The organism is Bradyrhizobium sp. Leaf396, assembly GCF_001424605.1.
Taxonomy (GTDB): domain Bacteria; phylum Pseudomonadota; class Alphaproteobacteria; order Rhizobiales; family Xanthobacteraceae; genus Bradyrhizobium; species Bradyrhizobium japonicum_C.
Window position 1 is genome coordinate 119,360 of the sequence record NZ_LMQJ01000005.1, and the last position, 20,912, is coordinate 140,271.

18 protein-coding genes are annotated in these 20,912 nt (G+C 64.8%); 9 read left to right on the forward strand and 9 right to left on the reverse strand.

The features are described 5' to 3' along the window. The first annotated feature begins 1 nt into the window (after position 1). The 4 genes from ASG57_RS07230 to ASG57_RS07245 all read left to right on the forward strand — a co-directional run bounded on the left by ASG57_RS07230 (position 2) and on the right by ASG57_RS07245 (position 6,153). Complete coding sequence (locus ASG57_RS07230) at positions 2 to 2,707, forward strand: nitrate reductase (RefSeq protein ID WP_024340103.1); 2,706 nt, start codon at positions 2 to 4, stop codon at positions 2,705 to 2,707. A gap of 336 nt (positions 2,708 to 3,043) precedes the next feature. Then, the gene (locus tag ASG57_RS07235; protein WP_024340102.1) at positions 3,044 to 3,883 is read left to right on the forward strand and encodes an aldo/keto reductase; all 840 of its coding nucleotides are present in this window, start codon (positions 3,044 to 3,046) and stop codon (positions 3,881 to 3,883) included. A gap of 188 nt (positions 3,884 to 4,071) precedes the next feature. Next, positions 4,072 to 5,013 carry a DMT family transporter gene (locus tag ASG57_RS07240; RefSeq protein ID WP_024340101.1) on the forward strand — a complete coding sequence of 314 codons (942 nt, stop codon included), beginning with the start codon at positions 4,072 to 4,074 and terminating at the stop codon, positions 5,011 to 5,013. Between the two features lie 60 nt (positions 5,014 to 5,073). Further along, on the forward strand, positions 5,074 to 6,153 hold the full coding sequence (locus ASG57_RS07245; protein WP_024340100.1) for a zinc-binding dehydrogenase: 1,080 nt from the start codon (positions 5,074 to 5,076) through the stop codon (positions 6,151 to 6,153). A gap of 56 nt (positions 6,154 to 6,209) precedes the next feature. Here the strand turns inward: ASG57_RS07245 and ppk2 are convergent, their stop codons facing one another. Continuing rightward, entirely contained in the window at positions 6,210 to 7,130 is a 921-nt protein-coding gene (ppk2, locus tag ASG57_RS07250) for a polyphosphate kinase 2 (RefSeq protein WP_024340099.1), read from the reverse strand. Positions 7,131 to 7,217: 87 nt separating this feature from the next. Then, on the reverse strand, positions 7,218 to 7,679 hold the full coding sequence (locus ASG57_RS07255; RefSeq protein ID WP_024340098.1) for an Lrp/AsnC family transcriptional regulator: 462 nt from the start codon (positions 7,677 to 7,679) through the stop codon (positions 7,218 to 7,220). 133 nt (positions 7,680 to 7,812) lie between these two features. Here ASG57_RS07255 and ASG57_RS07260 point away from each other — a divergent pair, with 133 nt between their 5' ends. Further along, positions 7,813 to 10,176 (forward strand): thiamine pyrophosphate-binding protein, encoded by a 2,364-nt coding sequence (locus ASG57_RS07260; RefSeq protein WP_024340097.1) that lies wholly within the window; start codon positions 7,813 to 7,815, stop codon positions 10,174 to 10,176. Positions 10,177 to 10,425: 249 nt separating this feature from the next. Beyond that, positions 10,426 to 11,856: an aldehyde dehydrogenase family protein gene (locus tag ASG57_RS07265; RefSeq protein WP_024340096.1), complete on the forward strand. Its 1,431-nt coding sequence runs from the start codon at positions 10,426 to 10,428 to the stop codon at positions 11,854 to 11,856. A 195-nt stretch (positions 11,857 to 12,051) separates the two neighbouring features. On the opposite strand, the gene ASG57_RS07270 is transcribed toward ASG57_RS07265, so the two are convergent. Further along, positions 12,052 to 13,020, reverse strand: coding sequence for an SMP-30/gluconolactonase/LRE family protein (locus ASG57_RS07270; RefSeq protein WP_024340095.1), 969 nt, complete (start codon positions 13,018 to 13,020; stop codon positions 12,052 to 12,054). 91 nt (positions 13,021 to 13,111) lie between these two features. Between ASG57_RS07270 and ASG57_RS07275 the strand changes: the two genes are divergently transcribed. Beyond that, positions 13,112 to 13,936, forward strand: a complete 825-nt coding sequence (locus ASG57_RS07275) for an NAD-dependent epimerase/dehydratase family protein (protein WP_024340094.1) — start codon at positions 13,112 to 13,114, stop codon at positions 13,934 to 13,936. Positions 13,937 to 13,942: 6 nt separating this feature from the next. On the opposite strand, the gene ASG57_RS07280 is transcribed toward ASG57_RS07275, so the two are convergent. The 5 genes from ASG57_RS07280 to ASG57_RS07300 are packed head-to-tail and all read right to left on the reverse strand — an operon-like array spanning position 13,943 to position 16,712. After that, positions 13,943 to 14,353: a cupin domain-containing protein gene (locus tag ASG57_RS07280; RefSeq protein WP_024340093.1), complete on the reverse strand. Its 411-nt coding sequence runs from the start codon at positions 14,351 to 14,353 to the stop codon at positions 13,943 to 13,945. A gap of 44 nt (positions 14,354 to 14,397) precedes the next feature. Next, a complete protein-coding gene (locus tag ASG57_RS07285; protein ID WP_024340092.1) occupies positions 14,398 to 14,850 on the reverse strand; it encodes a carboxymuconolactone decarboxylase family protein in 453 nt (150 codons plus the stop codon). Further along, on the reverse strand, positions 14,843 to 15,289 hold the full coding sequence (locus ASG57_RS07290) for a cupin domain-containing protein (protein WP_024340091.1): 447 nt from the start codon (positions 15,287 to 15,289) through the stop codon (positions 14,843 to 14,845). Before ASG57_RS07290 ends, ASG57_RS07285 begins: the two co-directional genes overlap by 8 nt. A gap of 49 nt (positions 15,290 to 15,338) precedes the next feature. Then, the gene (locus ASG57_RS07295; protein WP_024340090.1) at positions 15,339 to 15,869 is read right to left on the reverse strand and encodes a YkgB family protein; all 531 of its coding nucleotides are present in this window, start codon (positions 15,867 to 15,869) and stop codon (positions 15,339 to 15,341) included. A 30-nt stretch (positions 15,870 to 15,899) separates the two neighbouring features. Next, entirely contained in the window at positions 15,900 to 16,712 is an 813-nt protein-coding gene (locus ASG57_RS07300) for an SDR family NAD(P)-dependent oxidoreductase (RefSeq protein ID WP_024340089.1), read from the reverse strand. Between the two features lie 105 nt (positions 16,713 to 16,817). Here ASG57_RS07300 and ASG57_RS07305 point away from each other — a divergent pair, with 105 nt between their 5' ends. Further along, on the forward strand, positions 16,818 to 17,750 hold the full coding sequence (locus tag ASG57_RS07305) for a LysR family transcriptional regulator (RefSeq protein ID WP_024340088.1): 933 nt from the start codon (positions 16,818 to 16,820) through the stop codon (positions 17,748 to 17,750). An 18-nt stretch (positions 17,751 to 17,768) separates the two neighbouring features. Here ASG57_RS07305 and ASG57_RS07310 read toward each other — a convergent pair whose 3' ends face one another. Continuing rightward, positions 17,769 to 18,704 (reverse strand): DUF6662 family protein, encoded by a 936-nt coding sequence (locus ASG57_RS07310; protein WP_024340087.1) that lies wholly within the window; start codon positions 18,702 to 18,704, stop codon positions 17,769 to 17,771. Positions 18,705 to 19,192: 488 nt separating this feature from the next. Between ASG57_RS07310 and ASG57_RS07315 the strand changes: the two genes are divergently transcribed. Continuing rightward, complete coding sequence (locus ASG57_RS07315; protein ID WP_024340086.1) at positions 19,193 to 20,911, forward strand: IlvD/Edd family dehydratase; 1,719 nt, start codon at positions 19,193 to 19,195, stop codon at positions 20,909 to 20,911. The last annotated feature ends 1 nt before the right edge of the window (position 20,912 follow it).

Consider the following 20,912-nt stretch of genomic DNA (forward strand, 5'->3'; position numbering starts at 1 on the left):
GATGACGGCGATCAATCCGAACCTCCGCACCATCAGGACGACCTGTCCTTATTGCGGAGTCGGCTGCGGCGTGCTGGCGACACCCGACGGCAAGGGTGGTGCGGCAATCGCTGGTGACCCTGAGCATCCCGCCAATTTCGGCCGGCTGTGCTCCAAGGGCTCCGCGCTCGGCGAGACTATCGATCTGCAAGGCCGCTTGCTCTACCCGATGATCCGCTGCAAGGGCGTGCTGGAGCGCGTCGCCTGGAGCGACGCGCTCGATCACGTTGCTCATCGCATGCAGCACATCGTGGCGCGCGACGGCGCGGACGCGGTCGGATTCTATCTCTCCGGTCAGCTCCTCACTGAGGACTATTACGTCGCCAACAAGCTGATGAAGGGGTTTGTCGGCACGGCGAATGTCGATACCAATTCCCGGCTCTGCATGTCCTCTTCAGTTGCGGGCCATCGCCGCGCCTTCGGCGCCGACACCGTGCCCGGCTGCTACGAGGATCTCGACCAGGCCGATCTGCTCGTCTTCGTCGGCTCGAATGCGGCCTGGTGCCATCCCGTCCTGTTCCAGCGCATGCTGAAGAACCGGCAGGAGCGTGGCGCGCGCATGATCGTGATCGACCCGCGCCGCACCGACACCGCCGGCGATGTCGACCTGTTCCTCGGCCTCAAGCCCGGCACCGACACGGCGCTGTTCTCGGGCCTGTTCGTCCATCTCGCCGATTGCGGCGCGCTCGATCGGGCTTACATCGCGCAGAACACCAGCGGATACGACGACGCGCTGGCGCGTGCGCGCAACATCGCCGGCAGCGTCACGGCGACGGCGCTCGCCACGGGCCTGTCGGAGCAGGACGTCGCCGCCTTCTTCAAGATGTTCCGTGACACCGAGAAGGTCGTCACGCTCTACTCGCAAGGGGTCAACCAGTCAGCGCAGGGCACCGACAAGGTCAATTCGATCCTGAACTGCCATCTTGCGACGGGACGCATCGGCAAGCCCGGTGCCTCGCCATTCTCGCTTACCGGACAGCCCAACGCGATGGGCGGCCGCGAGGTCGGCGGCCTCGCCAACATGCTCGCCGCCCATATGGGCTTCACGCCGCCCGACATCGATCGTGTCAGGCGGTTCTGGAAAGCGCCGCGTATCGCCACGCATGAGGGCTTGAAGGCGGTGCAGCTGTTCGAGGCCATCAACCGCGGCGAGGTCAAGGCACTGTGGGTGATGGGCACCAACCCCGCGGTGTCGTTGCCTGACGCCGACATGGCTCGCGATGCGCTGAAGAAGCTCGAGCTCTTCGTGGTCTCCGAGAACGTGCTCTGCAACGACACGGTCGCGGCCGGCCCGCATGTGCTGTTGCCGGCGCTGGCCTGGGGCGAGAAGTCGGGCACGGTGACCAACTCCGAGCGCCGCATCTCGCGCCAGCGCGCGTTCCTGCCGGCGCCGGGCGAGGCGCGCCCCGACTGGTGGATCCTGAGCGAGACCGCAAGGCGCCTCGGCTTCGGCGACAGTTTCAACTACAAGTCCGCCGCCGACATTTTCCGCGAGCATGCAGCGCTCTCGGCGTTCGAGAACAACGGAAATCGCGACTTCGACATCGGCGCGCTGACCTCGCTCTCGGACGAGGCCTTCGATGCCCTGCAGCCCGTGCAGTGGCCGGTGCGGGGCGGCGGCGACCCCGTCGAGCGCTTCTTCGCGCAAGGCGGCTTCTTCACCAACGACGGCAGGGGCCGGTTCGTCGCGCCCGAGGTGCCGGCGCTGCGCGGAGAGACCGGTCCGTCGCGGCCGCTCAGGCTCAACACCGGGCGGATTCGCGACCAATGGCACACCATGACGCGTACGGGTCTCAGCCCGCGGCTCGGCGCGCACCTGCCCGAGCCGTTCGTCGAGATCAATCCGGACGACGCTGGAAAATACGGCATCGCCCATGACGGCTATGCCCGCATCACCACCGATTACGGCCAGTGCATCCTGAAGGCCGTGGTCAGCGAACGGCAGCAGCGCGGCACGCTGTTCGTGCCGATCCACTGGAGCGCGATGAACGCCTCGCACGGCCGCGTCGGTGCGCTGGTGCACTCCTTCACCGATCCGTTCTCGGGCCAGCCGGAATCGAAGGCGACGCCGGCTGCAATCGCGCCTTATGAATTTGTCTTCCGCGGCTTCGCGTTGTCGCGCAAGCAGCTCGAACTTCCCTCGAACCTGTTGTGGACGCGCGTCACGGTCTCCGGCGGTTTCGGCTATCTCTTCGCGGACAACGGCGATCTGTCGCGGTGGCCCGCCTGGGTCGGGACCGTTGCGGGCGAGGATGTCGCCGAATACCGCGACATCGGCGGCGGCGTCTATCGTGCCGCCTCATTCGCTGGTGACCGCATCGAGACCTGCCTGTTCGTCGGACCTGCGCACGATGCCGGCGACTGGGAAGTGGTGAAGGGCGCGTTTGCGGCCGATCACGTCACCGACGAGCAACGCCGCATGCTGCTGTCAGGCAAGTCCAGCGAAGGCGCCGCCTCGACCGGCCCGATCGTCTGCGCCTGCTTCGGCGTCGGCCGCGGCACCATCTGCGACGCCATCGTTGCCGGCGCATGCACGGCCGCCGAGATTGGCGCGAAACTCAAGGCCGGCACCAATTGCGGCTCCTGCATCCCCGAGCTGAAGCGGCTGATCGCGGCCACGGACGCGGCTCCGGCGAAAGAGACCAAGCTCGCAAACGTGGCAGGTTAGAGGCTGGCTCTTTCCATCGTCATTGCGAGCGCAGCGAAGCAATCCGGAATCGTTCCGCAGCTATGGTCTGGATTGCTTCGCTGCGCTCGCAATGACGGCGTGGATGCGCTGTGCGAAGGCCACGATGTCGTGCTCCGGACGCAGCAGCATCCCTTTCGGCGATGCTCTGCAGAGCGGTTGCCCATATCGCACCGAGTTGCGCGGCGTCCGGGACTCGAGGAGATCGGCTGCAAGCCGGGCTCCGGGCCCAATCGACGCGTCCGTGATTGTGCCCTATGCTGCCGGCCGCTCTCTTCAAGTGGGCGAGGGGGCACTCTGACCCGCCGTGGAGCAGACATGAACACCAATCCCTTCGGCAAGACCGGCGTCAACGTGTCCGTCATCGGGCAGGGCACCTGGTACCTCGACCACGGTGACCGCAAGCGCGCGATCGCGGCGCTTCAGCGCGGGCTCGATCTCGGCATGACCCATATCGACACCGCCGAGATGTATGGCGATGCCGAACTGGTCATTGCCGATGCCATCGCCGGCCGGCGCGACGAGGTGTTCCTCGTTTCAAAGGTGCTGCCGAGCAATGCCTCGCGCCGCGGGACCATCGCCGCCTGCGAGCGCTCGCTGAAGCGGCTCAGGACCGACCGGCTCGACTGCTATCTCTTGCACTGGCGCGGCTCCTATCCACTGGAGGACACCGTTGCTGCATTCGAGGAACTGGTGAAATCAGGTAAGATCAAATCCTGGGGCGTCTCCAATTTCGACGCGGACGATCTCGACGAAATTCTTGACGTTGCGGGCGAAGGCCGGATCGCGTGCAACCAGGTGCTCTATCATCTCAAGGAGCGCGCGATTGAGCATGCCGTGATCCCGTGGTGCGAGCGGCACGGCGTTGCCGTCGTTTCCTACTCGCCGTTCGGTCATGATGATTTCCCCGCAAGCAGCAGCAAGGGCGGCGCCGTTTTGGCCCGTATCGCGGAGGCGCGTCGTGCGACACCGCGTCAGATCGCGCTGGGCTTCCTCACCCGTGCGACTACGGTATTCGCGATCCCGAAGGCCTCGTCTGCGGAGCACGCCGCCGAGAATGCGGCAGCCGGCGATCTCGTGCTGACGAAAGACGAGATTGATGCGCTGGATGCTGCCTTTCCGCGCGGGCCGAAGCCGCGCGGCCTGCCCATGCTGTAGTGCACAAACCCGCATTATTAACGGAGCATTGACGCGCGCGGCGGCGCGCGCATATCGGCATCCTGTTTTCGGAAGTTGTGAACGCGGCGCATTTGTCGTTTTTTACGACCGTTCTCGATTCGCATTTCGCCCGGGTTCCTGCCGTGACACCGCCGCCCGCCGCAGCCGCAAGGCTCGACACTATTCCCATGCCCGTTCCGGAGAAGAAGCAGGAGACTCGCCGCGCGCCTGCGCGCGTCGATCATCCGTTCAGAGGGATTGCACTGGTCCTGCTGTCGACGATATTCCTCGGCTGTTCCGACGTCACCGCGAAGTATCTGTCGACAAGCCTGCCGTCGATCGAGATCACCTGGATCCGCTTCCTCACCTTCACGCTGCTGTTCACGCCGGTGATGCTGCCGGCCACGCCGCTCTACGCGATGCGCACCAGGCGTCCCGGCCTACACGTCATGCGCGGGGCGGCGCTGCTCGGCTCCTCGCTGTTCTTCATCACGGGCCTCGGCTTCCTGCCGATCGCGGAAGCATCCGCCACCGGCTTCGTCGCGCCGCTGTTCGTCACCGCGCTCTCGATCGTCTTCCTCGGCGAGAAGGTCGGCATGCGCCGCTGGCTCGCGACCGCGCTCGGCCTCATCGGCGTGCTCATCATCCTGCGACCGGGCACCAGCGCGTTTCACCCAGCCGCATCCTTTCCATTGATCTCGGCGGCATGCTGGGCCGGCACCCTGATCCTCACGCGCATGATGAGCGGGCGGGAAGCCGTCGTCACCACCATGGCCTATTCGTCGCTGACGGGCCTCGTGATCCTGACGGCGCTGGTGCCCTTCGTCTGGGTGACGCCGTCGTGGACCGCGATCGCGCTCGGCATCTTCATCGGCGTGGCCTCCACGGCGGGCCAGTGGATCGTCGTGCTGGCCTATCGTTACGGCGATGCGTCGGTGCTGGCACCGTTTTCCTACACGCAGCTGCTCTGGGTCAGCATTCTCGGCTACTTCATCTTCGGCGAAGTGCCCGACGTCTTCACCATCACCGGCGCGGCCTTCATCGTCGCCAGCGGCCTCTACATCGCCCATCGCGAGCGTGTTCGCCGCGCCCAGCTCCTGGTGCTGGAAGAGCGTTCTCCGAACGCCTGACGCAAGTTGGCGGGTTGCGTCTCGTGCTATCAACCGCTCCAATGACAAGGGAGGAGCCGGATGCGGGCCGCGATTTTCAGGAACGGAGAGATCGTCGTCGACCGGATGGCCGAGCCGAAGCCCGGCAACGGCCAGGTGCTGGTCAAGACGCTCGCCTGCGGCATCTGCGGCTCCGACCTGCACGCCCGCCAGCACGCCCATCGCATGGTCGACATGGCGCGGAAGGTCGGCCGCAAGCCGATGGACCTCAGCCGCGACGTCGTGTTCGGCCACGAGTTCTGCTGCGAGATCGTCGGCTACGGTCCCGGCTCCGAACGCAGGCTCAAGCCCGGGACCCGCGTATGCTCGCTGCCGGCGCTGGTGACGCCGGAAGGCATCCAGGGCATCGGCTATTCCAACGACAACGCCGGCGGCTATGCCGAAGCGATGCTGCTGAGCGAAGCGCTGCTGCTTGAAGTGCCGAACGGCCTTGCGCCCGAACATGCCGCGCTCACCGAGCCGCTGGCGGTCGGCGTCCACGCGGTCGCGAAAGCCGATATCAGCGGAGGCGAGGTGCCGCTCGTGATCGGCTGCGGTCCGGTCGGCCTCGCGGTGATCGCCGCGCTGAAGCTGAGGGGTCTGCATCCGATCGTTGCCGCCGACTATTCGCCGGCCCGGCGCGCGCTCGCGGCGAAGCTGGGCGCGGACGTCGTGGTCGATCCCCGGGTCTCGCAGCCCTATGCGACCTGGGCCGAGCATGCGCAGATGTCGGAGGCGGAGAAGGCAGCACGATCGCCGTTCCGGGCCATGCTGCCGGCGCTGAAGCCGGCGATCATCTTCGAGTGCGTCGGCGTGCCCGGGCTGCTGCAGCAGGTGTTCGAAGGCGCGCCGCGGGACGCGCGCATCGTCGTGGTCGGCGTCTGCATGGAAACCGACAAGAGCGAGCCCATGCTCGGCATCATGAAGGAGCTCAATGTCCAGTACGTGCTGGGTTATACGCCGGAGGAGTTCGCCGCCTCGCTCCGCCTGATCGCGGAAGGGCAGGTGGACGCCGCGGCGATGGTGACGGCCGAGGTTGGCCTCGACGGCGTCGCCAAGGCGTTCGCGGACCTCGCCAATCCCGAGATGCACACCAAGATCATCGTGCAGCCGTGGCGGTGACGGCCGCGCAGGGTGGGCAAAGCGGTACGCGCCTTTGCCCACCCTGCGGGACACCGTCAGTATTTCGCCGGCACGTACATCTCCGGCGGGACCGGGCCTCGCTGGTAGTCGGGGTTGCGCACGCGCGCCGGCAGCGTCACCGGAGCCCGCGCGACCTCCTGGTACGGGATCTGCGTCAAGAGATGTGCGATGCAGTTGAGCCGGGCGCGCTTCTTGTCCACGGCATCGACGATCCACCATGGGCTATCCGGGAGATGCGTGTGCTCGAGCATCGTCTCCTTGGCCTTGGTGTACGCCTCCCAGCGCCTGCGGGACTCGACGTCCATCGGGCTCAGCTTCCACTGCTTCAAGGGATCCTTGATCCGCATGGTGAAGCGGAATTGCTGTTCGTCGTCGGTGATCGAGAACCAGTACTTGACCAGGATGATGCCGGAGCGGATCAGCATGCGCTCGAATTCCGGCACTGACTTGAAGAACTCCTGATATTCGTCCTCCGAGCAGAAGCCCATCACGCGCTCGACGCCGGCGCGGTTGTACCAGCTACGGTCGAACAGCACGATCTCGCCGCCGGCCGGCAGGTGCGCGACGTAGCGCTGGAAATACCATTGCGTGCGCTCGCGCTCGTTCGGCGCCGGAAGCGCCGCGACGCGGCAGATGCGCGGATTGAGGCGCTGGGTGATGCGCTTGATCACGCCGCCCTTGCCGGCGGCGTCGCGGCCCTCGAACAGCACCACGACCTTCTTCTTCTCGCTCTGTACCCAGTCCTGGAGCTTGATCAGCTCGCCCTGGAGGCGAAGCAGCTCCCGGAAATAAAGTCTGCGATCGATTGTCGGACCGGGCATGCCGGTCTCGTCCAGAAGCTCGTCGAACCTCGTATCATCCAGCTCCATCTCCAGTTCCTCGTCGAGATCATCGGCCATTTCCCGGATGATGCGCTCGCGCTTGGATATCTCGGATTTTCGATCGGATGCGGTCATGGTCCTTCTCTCGGTTCGGATACCAGTCACAACGACCATCGGCGGGGTTTGTTGCGACCATGTGACATGCGATCCCGCTGAAGCAGGTCACACTGGCAGCGCGATCGAATACTTCACCTGGCTTAGCGCAAAGCTCGACTCGATCGAGGCGATGCCGTCGAGCCGCGTCAGCTTGGTCTTGAGGAACGTCTCGTAGGAGGCGAGGTCGGCGGCGACGACGCGCAGCAGATAGTCGCGGTTGCCCGTCATCAGATAGCACTCGAGCACCTCGTCCCATTTCGAGATCGCGCGGGCGAAGCGGTTGAGGTCCTCCTCCTTCTGCCGCGCCAGCTTGATCGAGATGAAAACGCTGACATGCAGCCCCAGCGCCTTCTGGTCCACGGTCGCCACGTAACGCGAGATGACGCCGCGCTCCTCGAGCAGCTTGACCCGGCGATGGCAGGGCGAAACGGAAAGACCGACCTTCTCGGCCAGCTCCTGCATGGTCATGCGGCTGTCGTTCTGAAGATAGCTGAGGATCTTGCGGTCAATGGCGTCGAGCTCGTGCATTGGAATAGAACCTGCTTTTCATGATCCGGCATGGCAAATTATCCCAATATTCGGAGATTTGGCGCCGGAAATTGAGAAGTTTGCGGCGGCGCTCGGGCGTATGATCGGTTGCTTATCTTGCCGGAGCATCGCCATGCCCGTTGACCCCGCTCGCCTCGAAATCCTGACCGCCCTCAGCCGCAAGGCGCTGTGGCTGTCGTCCTGGACCATCCACCACGCCAACCACATCCGCGCCAATGCGGACGGCCTCAAGGTCGGCGGCCACCAGGCTTCCTCCGCCTCGCTCGCGACCATCATGTCCGCGCTATACTTCCACGTGCTGCGCCCCGAGGACCGCGTCGCGGTGAAGCCGCATGCGAGCCCGGTGTTCCACGCCATCCAGTATCTGTTCGGCCGGCAGAGCCGCGAGAAGCTGGAGAATTTCCGCGGCTTCAAGGGCGCGCAGTCCTATCCCTCGCGCACCAAGGACGTCGATGACGTCGATTTCTCCACCGGCTCGGTCGGCCTCGGCGTCGCGCAGACGCTGTTCTCCTCGCTGGTGCAGGATTACGTCAAGGCACACGGCTGGATGAAGGACCGCCGCGAGGGGCGGATGATCGCCCTGGTGGGCGATGCCGAGATGGATGAGGGCAACATCTTCGAGGCGTTGGCGGAGGGCTGGAAGCACGGCCTGCGCAACACCTGGTGGGTGGTCGACTACAACAGGCAGTCGCTCGATGCCGTCGTTCGCGAGGGACTCTGGGAAAAATTCGAGAACATGTTCCGCAATTTCGGCTGGGACGTGGTGATCGTGAAATACGGCCGCCTGATGCGCGAGGCCTTCGCCGAGCCCGGCGGCGAAGCCTTGAAGCGCTGGATCGACAACTGCCCGAACGCGCTCTATGCGGCGCTGTGCTTCCAGGGCGGCGCGGCCTTCCGCAAGCATCTGCACGACGAGATCGGCGACCAGGGTCCGATCACGAAGCTGATCGACAAGCGGAGCGACGAGGAGCTGCTCGCGCTGATGTCGAATCTCGGCGGCCACGACATGGCGAGCATGCTCGAGGCGTTCGATTCCATCGATCACGACCGCCCGGTCTGCTTCATCGCGTACACCATCAAGGGCGTCGGCCTGCCGTTCCAGGGCCACAAGGACAACCACGCCGGCCTGATGACGGTCGCGCAGATGGAGAAATATCGCGAGAGCCAGAACATCCGGCCCGGGCATGAATGGGACAAGTTCGAGGGGCTGGCGCAGGAGGCGGCCGAGCTGGAAGCGTTCCTCGCGCGGGTGCCGTTCAACCAGGACGGCCGCCGCCTGAGCGCGCCCGTCGTCGAGGTGCCCCAGCAATTGGCCTTCAAGCCTTCGGCGCAGATGTCGACGCAGCAGGGCTTTGGCCTCGTGCTGAACGAGATCGCGCGCAGCGACAGCGAACTGGCCAGGCGCATCGTCACGACCTCGCCCGACGTCACCGTCTCGACCAATCTCGGCCCCTGGGTCAACCGCCGCGGGCTGTTCGCGCGCGCCGAGAAGGCGGACTTATTCCGCAGCGAGAAAATTCCCTCGACCTACAACTGGGACGCCTCGCCCAAGGGCCAGCACCTCGAGCTGGGCATTGCCGAGATGAACCTGTTCATCATGCTCTCGGCGCTGGGTCTGTCGCACCAGATCAATGGCGAGCGGCTGCTGCCGGTCGGCACGCTCTACGATCCCTTCATCGAGCGCGGCCTCGATGCCCTGAACTATTCCTGCTACCAGGATGCCCGCTTCATGGTGGCGGCGACGCCCTCGGGCGTCACGCTTGCCCCGGAGGGCGGCGCGCACCAATCGATCGCCACGCCGTTGATCGGCATGGCACAGGACGGGCTCGCCTCGTTCGAGCCGGCTTTCGTCGACGAGCTTGCCGCGATCATGGCGTTCGGCTTCGAGCACATGCAGCGCGATCCGGGCGAGGGCGGTTCGGTCTATTTGCGGCTCTCGACGCGCAGCATCGAGCAGCCGCAACGCATCATGACGCCGGAGCTGAGGCAGGGCATCACCGACGGCGCTTACTGGCTGCGCAAGCCGGGACCGAATGCCGAGGTCGTGATCGCCTATACCGGCGCGGTCGCGCCGGAGGCGATCGAGGCCACAGGCTTCATCGGCGAGAGCCGCCGCGACGCGGGCCTGCTCGCGATCACCTCGGCCGATCGCCTGCATGCGGGTTGGACCGCCGCACGGAAATTGCGGCGGGATCGCCGCGGCGTGCAGCATCTCAGCCACATCGAAAGGCTGCTGGCGCCGTTGCCGCGTGACTGCGGCATCGTGAGCGTGATCGACGGCCACCCTGCGGCGCTCGGCTGGCTCGGCAGCGTCCGCGGCCACCGCGTCGAGGCCCTCGGCGTCGAGCAGTTCGGCCAGACCGGCAGCATTGCGGACCTGTATCGGCACTACGGCATCGACGCCAACGCCATCATTGATGCGGCCGAAAGCCTCACCACTGGTGCGCCGGTGCTGCACCGGAAGATGGCGGTGTAGTCGGGGTGACTCCGCTGTCATTCCGGGGCGGCTCGGAGAGCCGAACCCGGAATCTCGAGATTCCGGGTTCGATGCTTCGCATCGCGCCGTAATGACAGCGGGGCCACCTTGCCACGTTCCCGCCATCGGCTCATATAACCTCCGTCCGCCGCAACGCTGGCCCCGCATATGGCGGGTTCAACTGCCGGCGCTTTCGTGCAAGGATACCTGCCGAAACGCCCCCTCCAAGCCCCCAAGAAGAGGTTAACGATGGTCAATCGCATGCAATTCTACATCGACGGCGCCTGGGTTGATCCGGTCGTCAAGAAGTCCACCGCCGTGATCAATCCGGCGACGGAAGAGGCGATGTACGAGGTTGCGCTGGGCTCCAAGGCCGACGTGGACAAGGCCGTCGCCGCCGCCAAGCGCGCGTTCGCAACGTTCTCCCAGACCAGCCGCGAGGACCGCGTCGCGCTGCTGTCGAAGATCATCGAGATCTACAAGGGCCGCCTCAAGGAGATCGGCGCCGCCGTGTCGGACGAGATGGGTGCGCCGCTGCCGATGGCGGAGAAGCTCCAGGCCGGCGCCGGCCTCGGCCATCTCATGACCACGCTCGACGTGCTCAAGAACTATCATTTCGAGGAGCCCGTCGGCACCGCCATGGTGCTGCGCGAGCCGATCGGCGTGGTCGGCATGATCACCCCCTGGAACTGGCCGCTGAACCAGATCGCCTGCAAGGTGGCGCCCGCGCTCGCCGCCGGCTGCACCATGATCCTGAAGCCCAGCGAGTTCACGCCGACCTCGGCGCTGATCTTCGCCGAAATCCTGCATGAAGCCGGTGTGCCGAAGGGCGTGTTCAACCTCGTCAACGGCCTCGGCCCCGAGGTCGGCGCCGCCATGAGCGAGCACCCCGACATCGACATGATCTCGTTCACCGGCTCGACCCGCGCCGGCATCGACGTGGCCAAGCGCGCTGCTCCCACCGTGAAGCGCGTCAGCCAGGAGCTCGGCGGCAAGTCGCCGAACGTCATCCTCGAAGGCGCCGACCTGCAGAAGGCGGTGACCGGCGGCGTGATGCACATGTTCAACAACTCGGGCCAGTCCTGCAACGCGCCCTCGCGCATGATCGTGCCGGCCTCGAAGATGAAGGAAGTCGCCGCGATCGCGAAGGCCGTCGCCGACAAGACCAAGGCCGGCGATCCGCGCGCCGAAGGCACCACCATCGGACCGGTCGTCAACCGCGGCCAGTGGGACAAGATCCAGGGCCTGATCAAGAAGGGTATTGACGAGGGCGCGACGCTTGTCGCCGGCGGCCCGGGCCTGCCCGAAGGCGTCAACAAGGGCTTCTATGTCCGCCCGACCATCTTCGCCGACGTCACGCCCGACATGACCATCGCGCGCGAGGAAATCTTCGGGCCGGTGCTCACCATCATCGGCGCCAAGGACGAGGCCGACGCTGTCAAGATCGCCAACGACACGCCCTATGGTCTCGCGGGCTATGTCTATGGTCCGTCGGTCGAGGACGCCAAGCGTGTCGGTCGCCAGATCCGCGCCGGCAACGTCAACCTCCAGGGCCAGCCCAACGACCGTACCGCGCCGTTCGGCGGCTACAAGCAGTCCGGCAACGGCCGCGAATGGGGCAAGTTCGGCCTCGAGGACTTCCTCGAAGTGAAGGCCGTCGCCGGCTTCAACGCCGCGTAAGCGTCATCACGTGAACGAACATGACGCCGGAGCGGGCAACCGCTCCGGCGTTTCGTCATTGCGAGCCATCGGGTCCGGACGAAGCCCGGCCCGATGACAGGCTCCGCGAAGCAATCCAGAATCTCTCAGCGGAGGCAGTCCGGAATGCTTTGTCGCAAGTGCTCCTCGCAATGACGGAGAAGAGCGCCGCGGCGCCTATCCCCCCAGCGCGCCCTGCGTGTTCACATAGAGCGCGTAGATCGACTGGCTTGCCGCCATGAACAGGCGGTTGCGCTTGAGCCCGCCGAAGCAGACGTTGGCGCAGCGCTCGGGCAGTGCGATGCGGCCGATCATGACGCCGTCGGGCGCGAACACCACGACACCGTCGAGCTCGGGATCGCCCATGCCCCAGCCGCACCAGAGATTGCCGTCGATGTCGCAGCGCATTCCGTCGGGCGTGCCTGGACCTGCGTCGATGTGAACGCGCTTGTTCGAGATCGCAGTGCCGTCGGCCGAGACGTCATAGGCGAGGATCTTGCGGTTCGGCACCCCGCGCGATTCCACGACGTACAGGATCTTCTCGTCCGGCGAGAAGCACAGGCCGTTCGGGCCGAGCACGCCCTCGGCGACGATGGTCGCCTTGCCACTTACGGGATCGAGCCGGTAGACATTCGCGTCGATCTCCGACTCCGCCTTGTAACCCTCGTAATTGCCGAGCAGGCCGAAGGTCGGATCGGTGAACCAGATCGAGCCGTCGGACTTCACCACGACATCGTTCGGCGAGTTCAGCCGCTTGCCGTCGAACGAGTCCATCAGCACGGTGATGCTGCCATCATATTCGGTGCGAACAACGCGTCGCCCGCCATGTTCGCAGGTGATGAGCCGTCCCTGGCGGTCGCGGGTGTTGCCATTGGCGAAATTCGAGGGCTTGCGGAACACGCTGACGGCGCCGGTCTCTTCCTCCCATTTGAGGATGCGCTGGTTCGGAATGTCGCTGCAGAGCAGATAACGCCCGTCGCCGAACCACACCGGACCTTCGGCCCAGCGCAGGCCGGTCGTCAGCCGCTCCACCGCAGAAAGCTTCAGCCAGTACTTTTCGAAGCGAGGATCGAGCGCTTCGATCGCAGGGTCAGGGTAATGGGTCGCCGGCCGCCAGCCCTCGTGATGGGACGATGCATCCTTCATGTGCGGTTCTCGTTGTTGCGTTCCCTCTGTCCAAGTCTGCTAGCATCAGATATCCATGGCCGCAAATCGGTTGCCACGGACGAGGTCAGACATGCCGCGCATCTTGATGACGGGAGCTTCGGGCGGAATCGGAACGCGACTGCGGCAGCTCTTGCCGCCGATCTATCCGGACCTGCTGCTCTCCGACATCACGCCGCCGGCGGATCTCGGCGCGAATGAGAGATTCAAGATGGCGGACCTTGCCGATCTCGCCCAGTGCGAGGCAATGTGCGAGGGCGTCGACGGCATTCTCCATTTCGGCGGCTATTCGGTCGAAGGCACCTGGGACCAGATTCACCAGGCCAACATCGTCGGTTGCTACAATCTGTTCGAGGCCGCCTATCGCAAGGGCGTCAAACGCGTCGTGTTCGCCTCGTCCAATCATGCCGTCGGCTTCTATCCGCGCCACCACAAGATCGGCACCGACGTCACCGCGCGGCCCGACAGTCGCTACGGCGTCAGCAAGGTGTTCGGCGAAGCCGTCGGCGCGCTCTACGCCGACAAGCATGGCCTGAAGGTCACTTGCCTGCGCATCGGCAATTTCGGCGACATGCCGCTCGACCAGCGTCGCCTCTCGATCTGGCTCAAGCCCGACGACCTCGTGCAGCTCTGCCGCATCGGGCTTGAGCATCCCGACATTCATTTCGAGGTCTTCTACGGCGCGTCCTTCAACGAGCGCGCCTGGTGGGACAATCACCGGGCCTACGAATTCGGCTATCGCCCGACCGGCCGCGCCGAAGATTTCTGCGAACACGCGATGGCCGAGCAGGCCAAGTTGAAGCCGGATCCCGTCGGCGATTATTTTCAGGGCGGCACGTTCTGCAGCATGGAGTTCGATGCCGACCCGAGTCGCGTGATCGACTGGAATAAGCGGTAGGATTGTTCACCGGCCGAGCGTCAACAGCGGCTTGCCGGTCTCGACAATGTAGGTCGCAAGCTCCGCGGCGTTGCCGCTGCCGACATTCTTCACCGCGTGATGCACTCCGTGAGGAATGAGCAGCACGTCTCCGGCCTTCAGGATCATCGGAGGCCTGCCGTCGAGCTGATATTCCAGCTCGCCTTCGATGAGATAGACGAGCTCTTCGCCCGGATGACTGTGCCGGACGGCGGCGACACCCGGAGGAAAATCGACGCGCACCTGGATGACCTCGCGCCCGGGTGCGCTCAGAGCTTCCTTCATGAGATGTGTGCGCTTGATGTCTCCCAGTCGTGGCTCCTCGGATCGTGCCGAGAGCGAAGCCAGGCTGGTTGCGGCGATCAGCGCCGCCGCAACCATGATCCTACGTTTCGTCATGTGAATGTCCTTCTTGAATTGTGAGGGGGTTGGTGGGGAGCGCATCAGCCGGCGGCAGCCGCCGGCGTTGCGCGAAAGCTGATGGCCATGCGGTTGTAGGCATTCATCAGGCTGATCGCGATCGTGAGGTCCACGAGCTCACGCTCTTCGAACGCGGCGCGTGCGGCCTGGTATGCCTCGTCGGGCACGCCGGTCTCGGCAACCCGTGTCACCGTCTCCGCCCAGGCCAGGGCAGCCCGTTCGCGTTCGTCGAAGAGATTGCCGGCCTCGCGCCATGCCTGCAGCAACGCGATCTTCTCGACCTTTTCTCCCTTCTTGAGCAGGTCGCGCGTGTGCATGTCGAGGCAGTAGGCGCAATTGTTGATCTGAGAGATCCGCAGATAGACCAGCTCGATCAGCGTGGCGGAAAGGCGGCTCTGCAGGAGGTAGCCGTAGACGCCACCGAGCGCCTTGATGCCTGCCGGCGCGATCTGGTTGTAGTCGAGACGCTTACTCATGTTTCTCTCCCTGATGCTGATTCTGCCGGACGGTACTGGTCAGATCCTTCTCGCTGCTGTCGACGACGAACACTGCGAGCAGGCTTGCGGGCTTGGACCGGCTCGCATTGCGGCTGACGGGATGACGGGAGCCCGGCGGCTCATAGAAGCTCTCGCCGGCGCGGTAGACCCGTCTGGGTCCGTCGTTCACCTGAGACTCGATTGCGCCTGACAGCACGTAGCCGAAGATGAAAGCCGACTTGGCATGGACGTGCGAAGGCGACGCTCCACCAGGTGCGTAGTTCACAACCAGGGCCACGACTGACTTGCCCGGGATATTGGGGATCGATTGCTCGAAATGCGGCGTGACCGTTTCGCCGATGCCATGGGCGGCGCTGGGCGTCGCACCCGCAATGGCAATGGCAGCGAAAGCCGCCCCGAAGATGAATGGCACTTTCATGGAGGTCTCCTGTTTCGGATTCGTGTCTGTTACGCTGCGGAGTGAGTTCTCACCTGCGGATGACGGCCTTCAGCGAGTCCGTGAACACCCAGAAGGAAGCGGCGAGCAGGCCGACGTCCTTGAGCAGGAACTGTCCCGGAGCGACCGTGATCGCGGGTGCCCCGAGCTCCGGCACGACGACGCCGGGCGTCGAGACCATGAAGCTCAGCGTCGTCACGAACAGTCCGGCCGACAGAAGGCCGCCGGCTGCGGAATAGGTCGGGCTCGACAGCCGGAGCGCGATCAGGAGCCCGATGCTCAGTTCGACGAAACCGAGAAAGGTCGAGAAGCCGCGGACCGAAAACAGCGTGTAGAACCATCGCAGCAGCGGGCTGTTCTCGACCAGGGGCACCAGCCCCTGCGCTTCGTAATCGGTGAATTTCATGCCGCCGAACCAGGCGTAGATGAGTGCGAGCGACGCGTAGAGACCGATCCGGCTGATGGGTTCGGCGTAGGCGAGCAGGCGTTCAGACTGTTCGCGCCAGCTGATCGTGCGCAGGGCGATGGATGAGGTGGACGAATGGCTGATGATGCGTGACATGGTGATCTCCGTTTGATGCTGGTTGTTCGCTCACGCATTCACGTGCGTGTGCAGGTTGTAGCGAGGGGCGGGAATGGCGCTCGAGAGCCTGTTCGTCATGGCAAGCCGCGCGCTCTCGTGGCGATCCCACTCCGACTTGTCGGCCAACGCCGGGATTGTCACGACTTCGCCTAGGTCGAGACCTGCGAGCGCGGCGTCGACCAGATCGTCGGCCGACATGACGATCTCTGCCGGGAGCTGGTGAACCGGCGTGCCCGCGACGTCCCAGAACTCCGTCGCAGTGGCGCCCGGCAGCACGGCTTGCACGCGGATGCCCTTGCCGGCGAGCTCGTGAACGAGTGACTGGGTGAATGCGAGCACGAAGGCTTTCGAGCCGCCGTAGACGCCGTTGAGCAGCTCCGGCGCGATCGCGACGATGGAAGCGATGTTGATGATCGTGCCATGGCGGCGCGCAACAAATCCGGGCACCGCTGCGTAGGTCAGGCGCGTCAGTGCACTGACGTTGAGACGGATCATGTCCTCCATCTTGTCGATGTCGGATTCGATCAGCGGGGCCGAGGCGCCGACGCCGGCGTTGTTGACCAGCACCGAGATGTCGCCGTTGGTTCCGACGAGTTGCTCGACGCGGCGCAGGCCGGCAGGGGATGTGAGATCGGCTTCCACCGTCTCCACCTTGCGGCCGCTTTCGTTGCTCAGCCTGCGCGCGAGCGATGCAAGCCGCTGCCTGTTGCGTGCAACGAGGATGAGGTCGTGGCCGCGCTTCGCCAGTCGGTCGGCGTAGATCGCGCCGATCCCGGTCGAAGCACCGGTGATGAGGGCAGTGCCTTTTCGGGGCTGGGTCATTTTCGTCTCTCCTTCGGTTTCGGTGCTGAGAGGAATAGGCACTTCCGGAAATGATGGGTATCTGGCAAAATCGGGATCTATCCTTCCAGAATATGGAAGTGTCCGATGGATCGTCTCGAAAGCATGTCGGTGGTCTTGGCGGTGGCGGAGGCGGGCAGCCTATCGGCCGCCGCGCGCCGTCAGAAAATGCCGTTGGCAACGGTGAGCCGGAAGGTGTCGGAGCTCGAGGAGCATCTCCAGACCAAGCTGTTTCATCGATCGAGCCGCGTGCTCGTCCCAACGGACGCCGGGCGCTCCTACATCGCTGCAGCCAAGCGAATTCTCGCCGATCTCACCGAAGCCGAGCGCGTTGCCGCCGGCGAATACACCACGCCGCGTGGTGATCTGAGTATCACGACGCTGGTCGCGCTCGGTCGCCTTTGCTTGCAGCCGATCCTGGCCGAGTTCCTCGCGGCGTTTCCGGAAGTGGACGTTCAGCTGATCTTGCAGGACCGGACGCTCAATCTCCTGGACGAGCACATCGACGTCGCGCTTCGCGTCGGCGACCTCGCCGACAGTGGCCTTATCGCCGTCCGCGTCGGGGAAATTCACCGCGTCGCCTGCGCCAGCCCGGCCTATCTGAAGTTGCGGGGAATGCCGAAGTCTCCGGATGATCTCTGCGCCCACGACTGCATCAGCTATCCTCCGCTTCAATCGCCGAGCACGTGGAGATTCAAGCGAGGGCAGACCGAGTATGCAGTGCCCGTGCGGTCGCGCTTCATTGCGAGCAACCTGGAATCGGCCGTCGATGCCGCACGCGCCGGCATCGGGATCACCGTCGCGTTCTCTTACCTGGCGTCGGATGCGCTCAAATCTGGAGCGCTCGTTGCGCTCCTGCAGGACTTTCAACCGCCCCCGCAACCGGTCAGCTTCGTCTATTCGCCCAGCCGGTTCATGCCCGCGAAGCTGCGAGCGTTCCTCGATTTCGCCGTGCCGCGCCTGAAGACGCGCCTGGCCGACATGCCCGGAAACGTTGCGCTGCGGAGGCCGCGGACGTAACTGCGTCGGGCGCGCACATCAGAAATGCAGGTTGAGACGCAATAGCGCCTGGTGCCGCTCGAACTGCTCCAGGTTGAGGCTTCGGTTGTCTCCGACTGCCCCGCCTGCAACCTGCATCTGCCAGGTGCCGGAGATGCCGACTTCCTTCGAGATGGTGTAGGAGAAGGTCGGGCCGGCGAAGACCGCGTCGCCTATGAAGCGGTTGAGTGCGCCGCCGTCGTAGGCCCGCGCGTAGCGAATGCCGAGGCCGAGCAGCAGTTCGGGCTGCACTGCGTATGAGATTGCTGTCTGGAGCTGCATCTCGGAATCGTGCCGCCAGAGATTGGTTGAGATCTCTCGCGTTCCGCCGGTCCCGTACCAGACGTTGAATGCCGCAAACAACCTGTCCTTGATCAGTTCGCGATCGAACAGCGCGGCAAACTCTGCGCCATACTGCGCGATATGCACGCCGCTGGCGTCGTCGATCCGGCTCCAGCCGGGCTGTGCATGAAGCGTCAGTCCGAAGGGCGCGACGGCACGATCGACGAGCTTGTAGCGCAGTTCGAGCGCTGCGCCGCTGAAGGCAAGGTCGCGATGATCGGTAAGCCCGGGAACGCCATTGATGTGCTGTCCGCTCAGTGCAAATCCGGGTGCGATCCGGAAATTGTCCGAGACCGTGTACTTGACCTGATTGAGATTGGCCCAGGCTGCGTAAGTGCCGGAGCGCTTGCCGAACGCGCCGACATTCTCGAACTCGACCTCGATTTCGCCGGGCTTGCCGATATCGGACCCCATGCTGAAGCCGAAGATGTGCTCGGTGTCGATCTCCGCATGGGCCGACGGCAATCCTCCCGTCAGCTTGTCGACGCCGGCGGCGAGCGAGGGGGGGGCATTTGCGAGGCCGCGTGCGCCCTCGTCAGCTGAGGCGGAGACGCAACTCGCCAGATGACCGGCGACGATCGTTGCCGCCGACATGGCGCCCCTGAAGCTCGATTTTCTCAGCACGACATCCACCAACCCGCGCGAACCAAGGGCACTGATCGACGCAGGGAGCTCGGGTTCACGCGCAGCCTCCCTGCGATTGCAAGTCATTCGCAACAAAGATTCCACAGAATGGTCGGGCATGCAACTACTTGCTAATCATTCTTAGTAGCGTTCGACGAAATTTCTGGTCAGGGACAGGCGGCCTTGATGTGGCGCACCTGCCCTTGTGAGAATTGGAGTGGCGCCGGGTTCCACCAATTTACGCCGGACACTGCAACCGGAGCACGCCGCGCGCATTTGGGAGCCGGAGACGGGCGAACCCGATGCGGGATCATCTTCGGGAGGTGACCCTGCGACGCGCAGCGCCGTGAGATGCTCGCTTGAGTGGTCCCGCTACAAAGCGTCAGGCCTGCAGCCCGGCTTGTTGACAATCAGGGGACTGGCCTTACCACCACGACAAAGCTGAAGGGAGCGATCTGATGACGAGTGGCTTGCGCAAGGGTTTGACCAGCTATGGCGATGCCGGCTTCTCGTTGTTCCTGCGCAAGGCGTTCATCAAGGCCATGGGCTATTCCGATGATGCATTGGAGCGCCCGATCGTCGGCATCACCAATACCTATAGCGACTACAATCCCTGCCACGGCAACGTCCCGCAGATCATCGAAGCCGCCAAGCGCGGCGTGATGCTCTCCGGCGCGATGCCGTTCGTGTTCCCGACCATTTCGATCGCGGAGAGCTTTGCGCATCCGACCTCGATGTACCTGCGCAATCTGATGGCGATGGACACCGAGGAGATGATCCGCGCCCAGCCGATGGATGCGGCGATCGTGATCGGCGGCTGCGACAAGACGCTGCCGGCGCAGGTGATGGCAGCGATCAGCGCCGATCTGCCGACGGTGGTCATTCCCGTTGGTCCCATGGTGGTCGGCCATCACAAGGGCGAGGTGCTGGGGGCCTGCACCGATTGCCGCCGTCTCTGGGCGAAATATCGCGCCGGCGAAATGGACGATGCCGAGATCGAGGCGGTGAACGGGCGTCTGGCGCCGTCGGTCGGCACCTGCATGGTGATGGGCACGGCCTCGACCATGGCCTGCATGATCGAGGCCATGGGCCTGTCGCTGCCGATGAGCGCGACCATTCCGGCGCCGCATGCCGAGCGCTTCCGTCTCGCCGAGGCCAGCGGCAAGGTTGCCGCCGCCATGGCCAAGGCCAAGGGACCGAAGCCGAGCGAATTGCTGACGCCCTCGTCATTCAAGAACGCGCAAGTCGTGCTCCAGGCCATCGGCGGCTCGACCAACGGCCTGATCCATCTCACGGCTATGGCCCATCGCTCGCCGCACCGGATCGATCTCGAAGTGTTCGACCAGATCGGCCGCGAGGTGCCGGTGCTGGTCGACCTCAAGCCCTCCGGCGAGCATTACATGGAGCATTTCCATCACGCCGGCGGCGTGCCGAAATTGCTGGCGCAGCTCGGCGATCTCGTTGATCTCGATGCCAAGACGATCACCGGCCAGACGCTGCGCGACGTCGCGGCGAATGCGGAGGACGTGCCCGGTCAGGACGCGATCCGCCCGCGCGACAACCCGATCAAGAAGGAAGGCGGCCTCGCCGTCCTGCACGGCAATCTCGCCCCGCGCGGCGCCGTCATCAAGCAATCGGCCGCCACCCCGAAGCTGTTGCAGCATACGGGGCGTGCCGTCGTGTTCGAATCCGTCGAGGACATGACCTTGCGGGTTGACGATCCCGATCTCGACGTCACTGCCGACGACGTGCTGGTGCTGCGCAATGCCGGCCCGAAAGGCGCGCCGGGCATGCCGGAAGCCGGCTATCTGCCGATCCCGAAGAAGCTGGCGCGGAACGGTACCAAGGACATGGTGCGCATCTCGGACGCGCGCATGAGCGGCACCGCGTTCGGCACGATCGTGCTGCACATCACGCCGGAATCCGCCGTCGGCGGCCCGCTGGCGCTGGTTGAGAACGGCGACATGATCCGCCTCGATGTCGCAAGGCGCAGCATCGAGCTGCTGGTTGATGCCGTCGAGTTGGAACGCCGTCGCGCCGCCTTGATGCCGGCCGCCGCACCCGAGGAGGCGCGGCGCGGCTACGCCTGGCTGTTCAACGAGACCATCCTGCAGGCCGACGAGGGCTGCGATTTCGATTTCATGCAGAGGGCCGGGCCCGGCGCCGCGAAGCGCTGAG

Coding starts and splice junctions, on each gene's coding strand:
- ASG57_RS07235 (WP_024340102.1), top strand. CDS start 3,044: ATGAACACCAATCCCTTCGGCAAGACCGGCGTCAACGTGTCCGTCATC.
- ppk2 (WP_024340099.1), bottom strand. CDS start 7,130: ATGACCGCATCCGATCGAAAATCCGAGATATCCAAGCGCGAGCGCATC.
- ASG57_RS07310 (WP_024340087.1), bottom strand. CDS start 18,704: ATGTCGGCGGCAACGATCGTCGCCGGTCATCTGGCGAGTTGCGTCTCC.
- ASG57_RS07290 (WP_024340091.1), bottom strand. CDS start 15,289: ATGAAAGTGCCATTCATCTTCGGGGCGGCTTTCGCTGCCATTGCCATT.
- ASG57_RS07285 (WP_024340092.1), bottom strand. CDS start 14,850: ATGAGTAAGCGTCTCGACTACAACCAGATCGCGCCGGCAGGCATCAAG.
- ASG57_RS07280 (WP_024340093.1), bottom strand. CDS start 14,353: ATGACGAAACGTAGGATCATGGTTGCGGCGGCGCTGATCGCCGCAACC.
- ASG57_RS07270 (WP_024340095.1), bottom strand. CDS start 13,020: ATGAAGGATGCATCGTCCCATCACGAGGGCTGGCGGCCGGCGACCCAT.
- ASG57_RS07315 (WP_024340086.1), top strand. CDS start 19,193: ATGACGAGTGGCTTGCGCAAGGGTTTGACCAGCTATGGCGATGCCGGC.
- ASG57_RS07275 (WP_024340094.1), top strand. CDS start 13,112: ATGCCGCGCATCTTGATGACGGGAGCTTCGGGCGGAATCGGAACGCGA.
- ASG57_RS07305 (WP_024340088.1), top strand. CDS start 16,818: ATGGATCGTCTCGAAAGCATGTCGGTGGTCTTGGCGGTGGCGGAGGCG.
- ASG57_RS07230 (WP_024340103.1), top strand. CDS start 2: ATGACGGCGATCAATCCGAACCTCCGCACCATCAGGACGACCTGTCCT.
- ASG57_RS07255 (WP_024340098.1), bottom strand. CDS start 7,679: ATGCACGAGCTCGACGCCATTGACCGCAAGATCCTCAGCTATCTTCAG.
- ASG57_RS07265 (WP_024340096.1), top strand. CDS start 10,426: ATGGTCAATCGCATGCAATTCTACATCGACGGCGCCTGGGTTGATCCG.
- ASG57_RS07260 (WP_024340097.1), top strand. CDS start 7,813: ATGCCCGTTGACCCCGCTCGCCTCGAAATCCTGACCGCCCTCAGCCGC.
- ASG57_RS07295 (WP_024340090.1), bottom strand. CDS start 15,869: ATGTCACGCATCATCAGCCATTCGTCCACCTCATCCATCGCCCTGCGC.
- ASG57_RS07240 (WP_024340101.1), top strand. CDS start 4,072: ATGCCCGTTCCGGAGAAGAAGCAGGAGACTCGCCGCGCGCCTGCGCGC.
- ASG57_RS07245 (WP_024340100.1), top strand. CDS start 5,074: ATGCGGGCCGCGATTTTCAGGAACGGAGAGATCGTCGTCGACCGGATG.
- ASG57_RS07300 (WP_024340089.1), bottom strand. CDS start 16,712: ATGACCCAGCCCCGAAAAGGCACTGCCCTCATCACCGGTGCTTCGACC.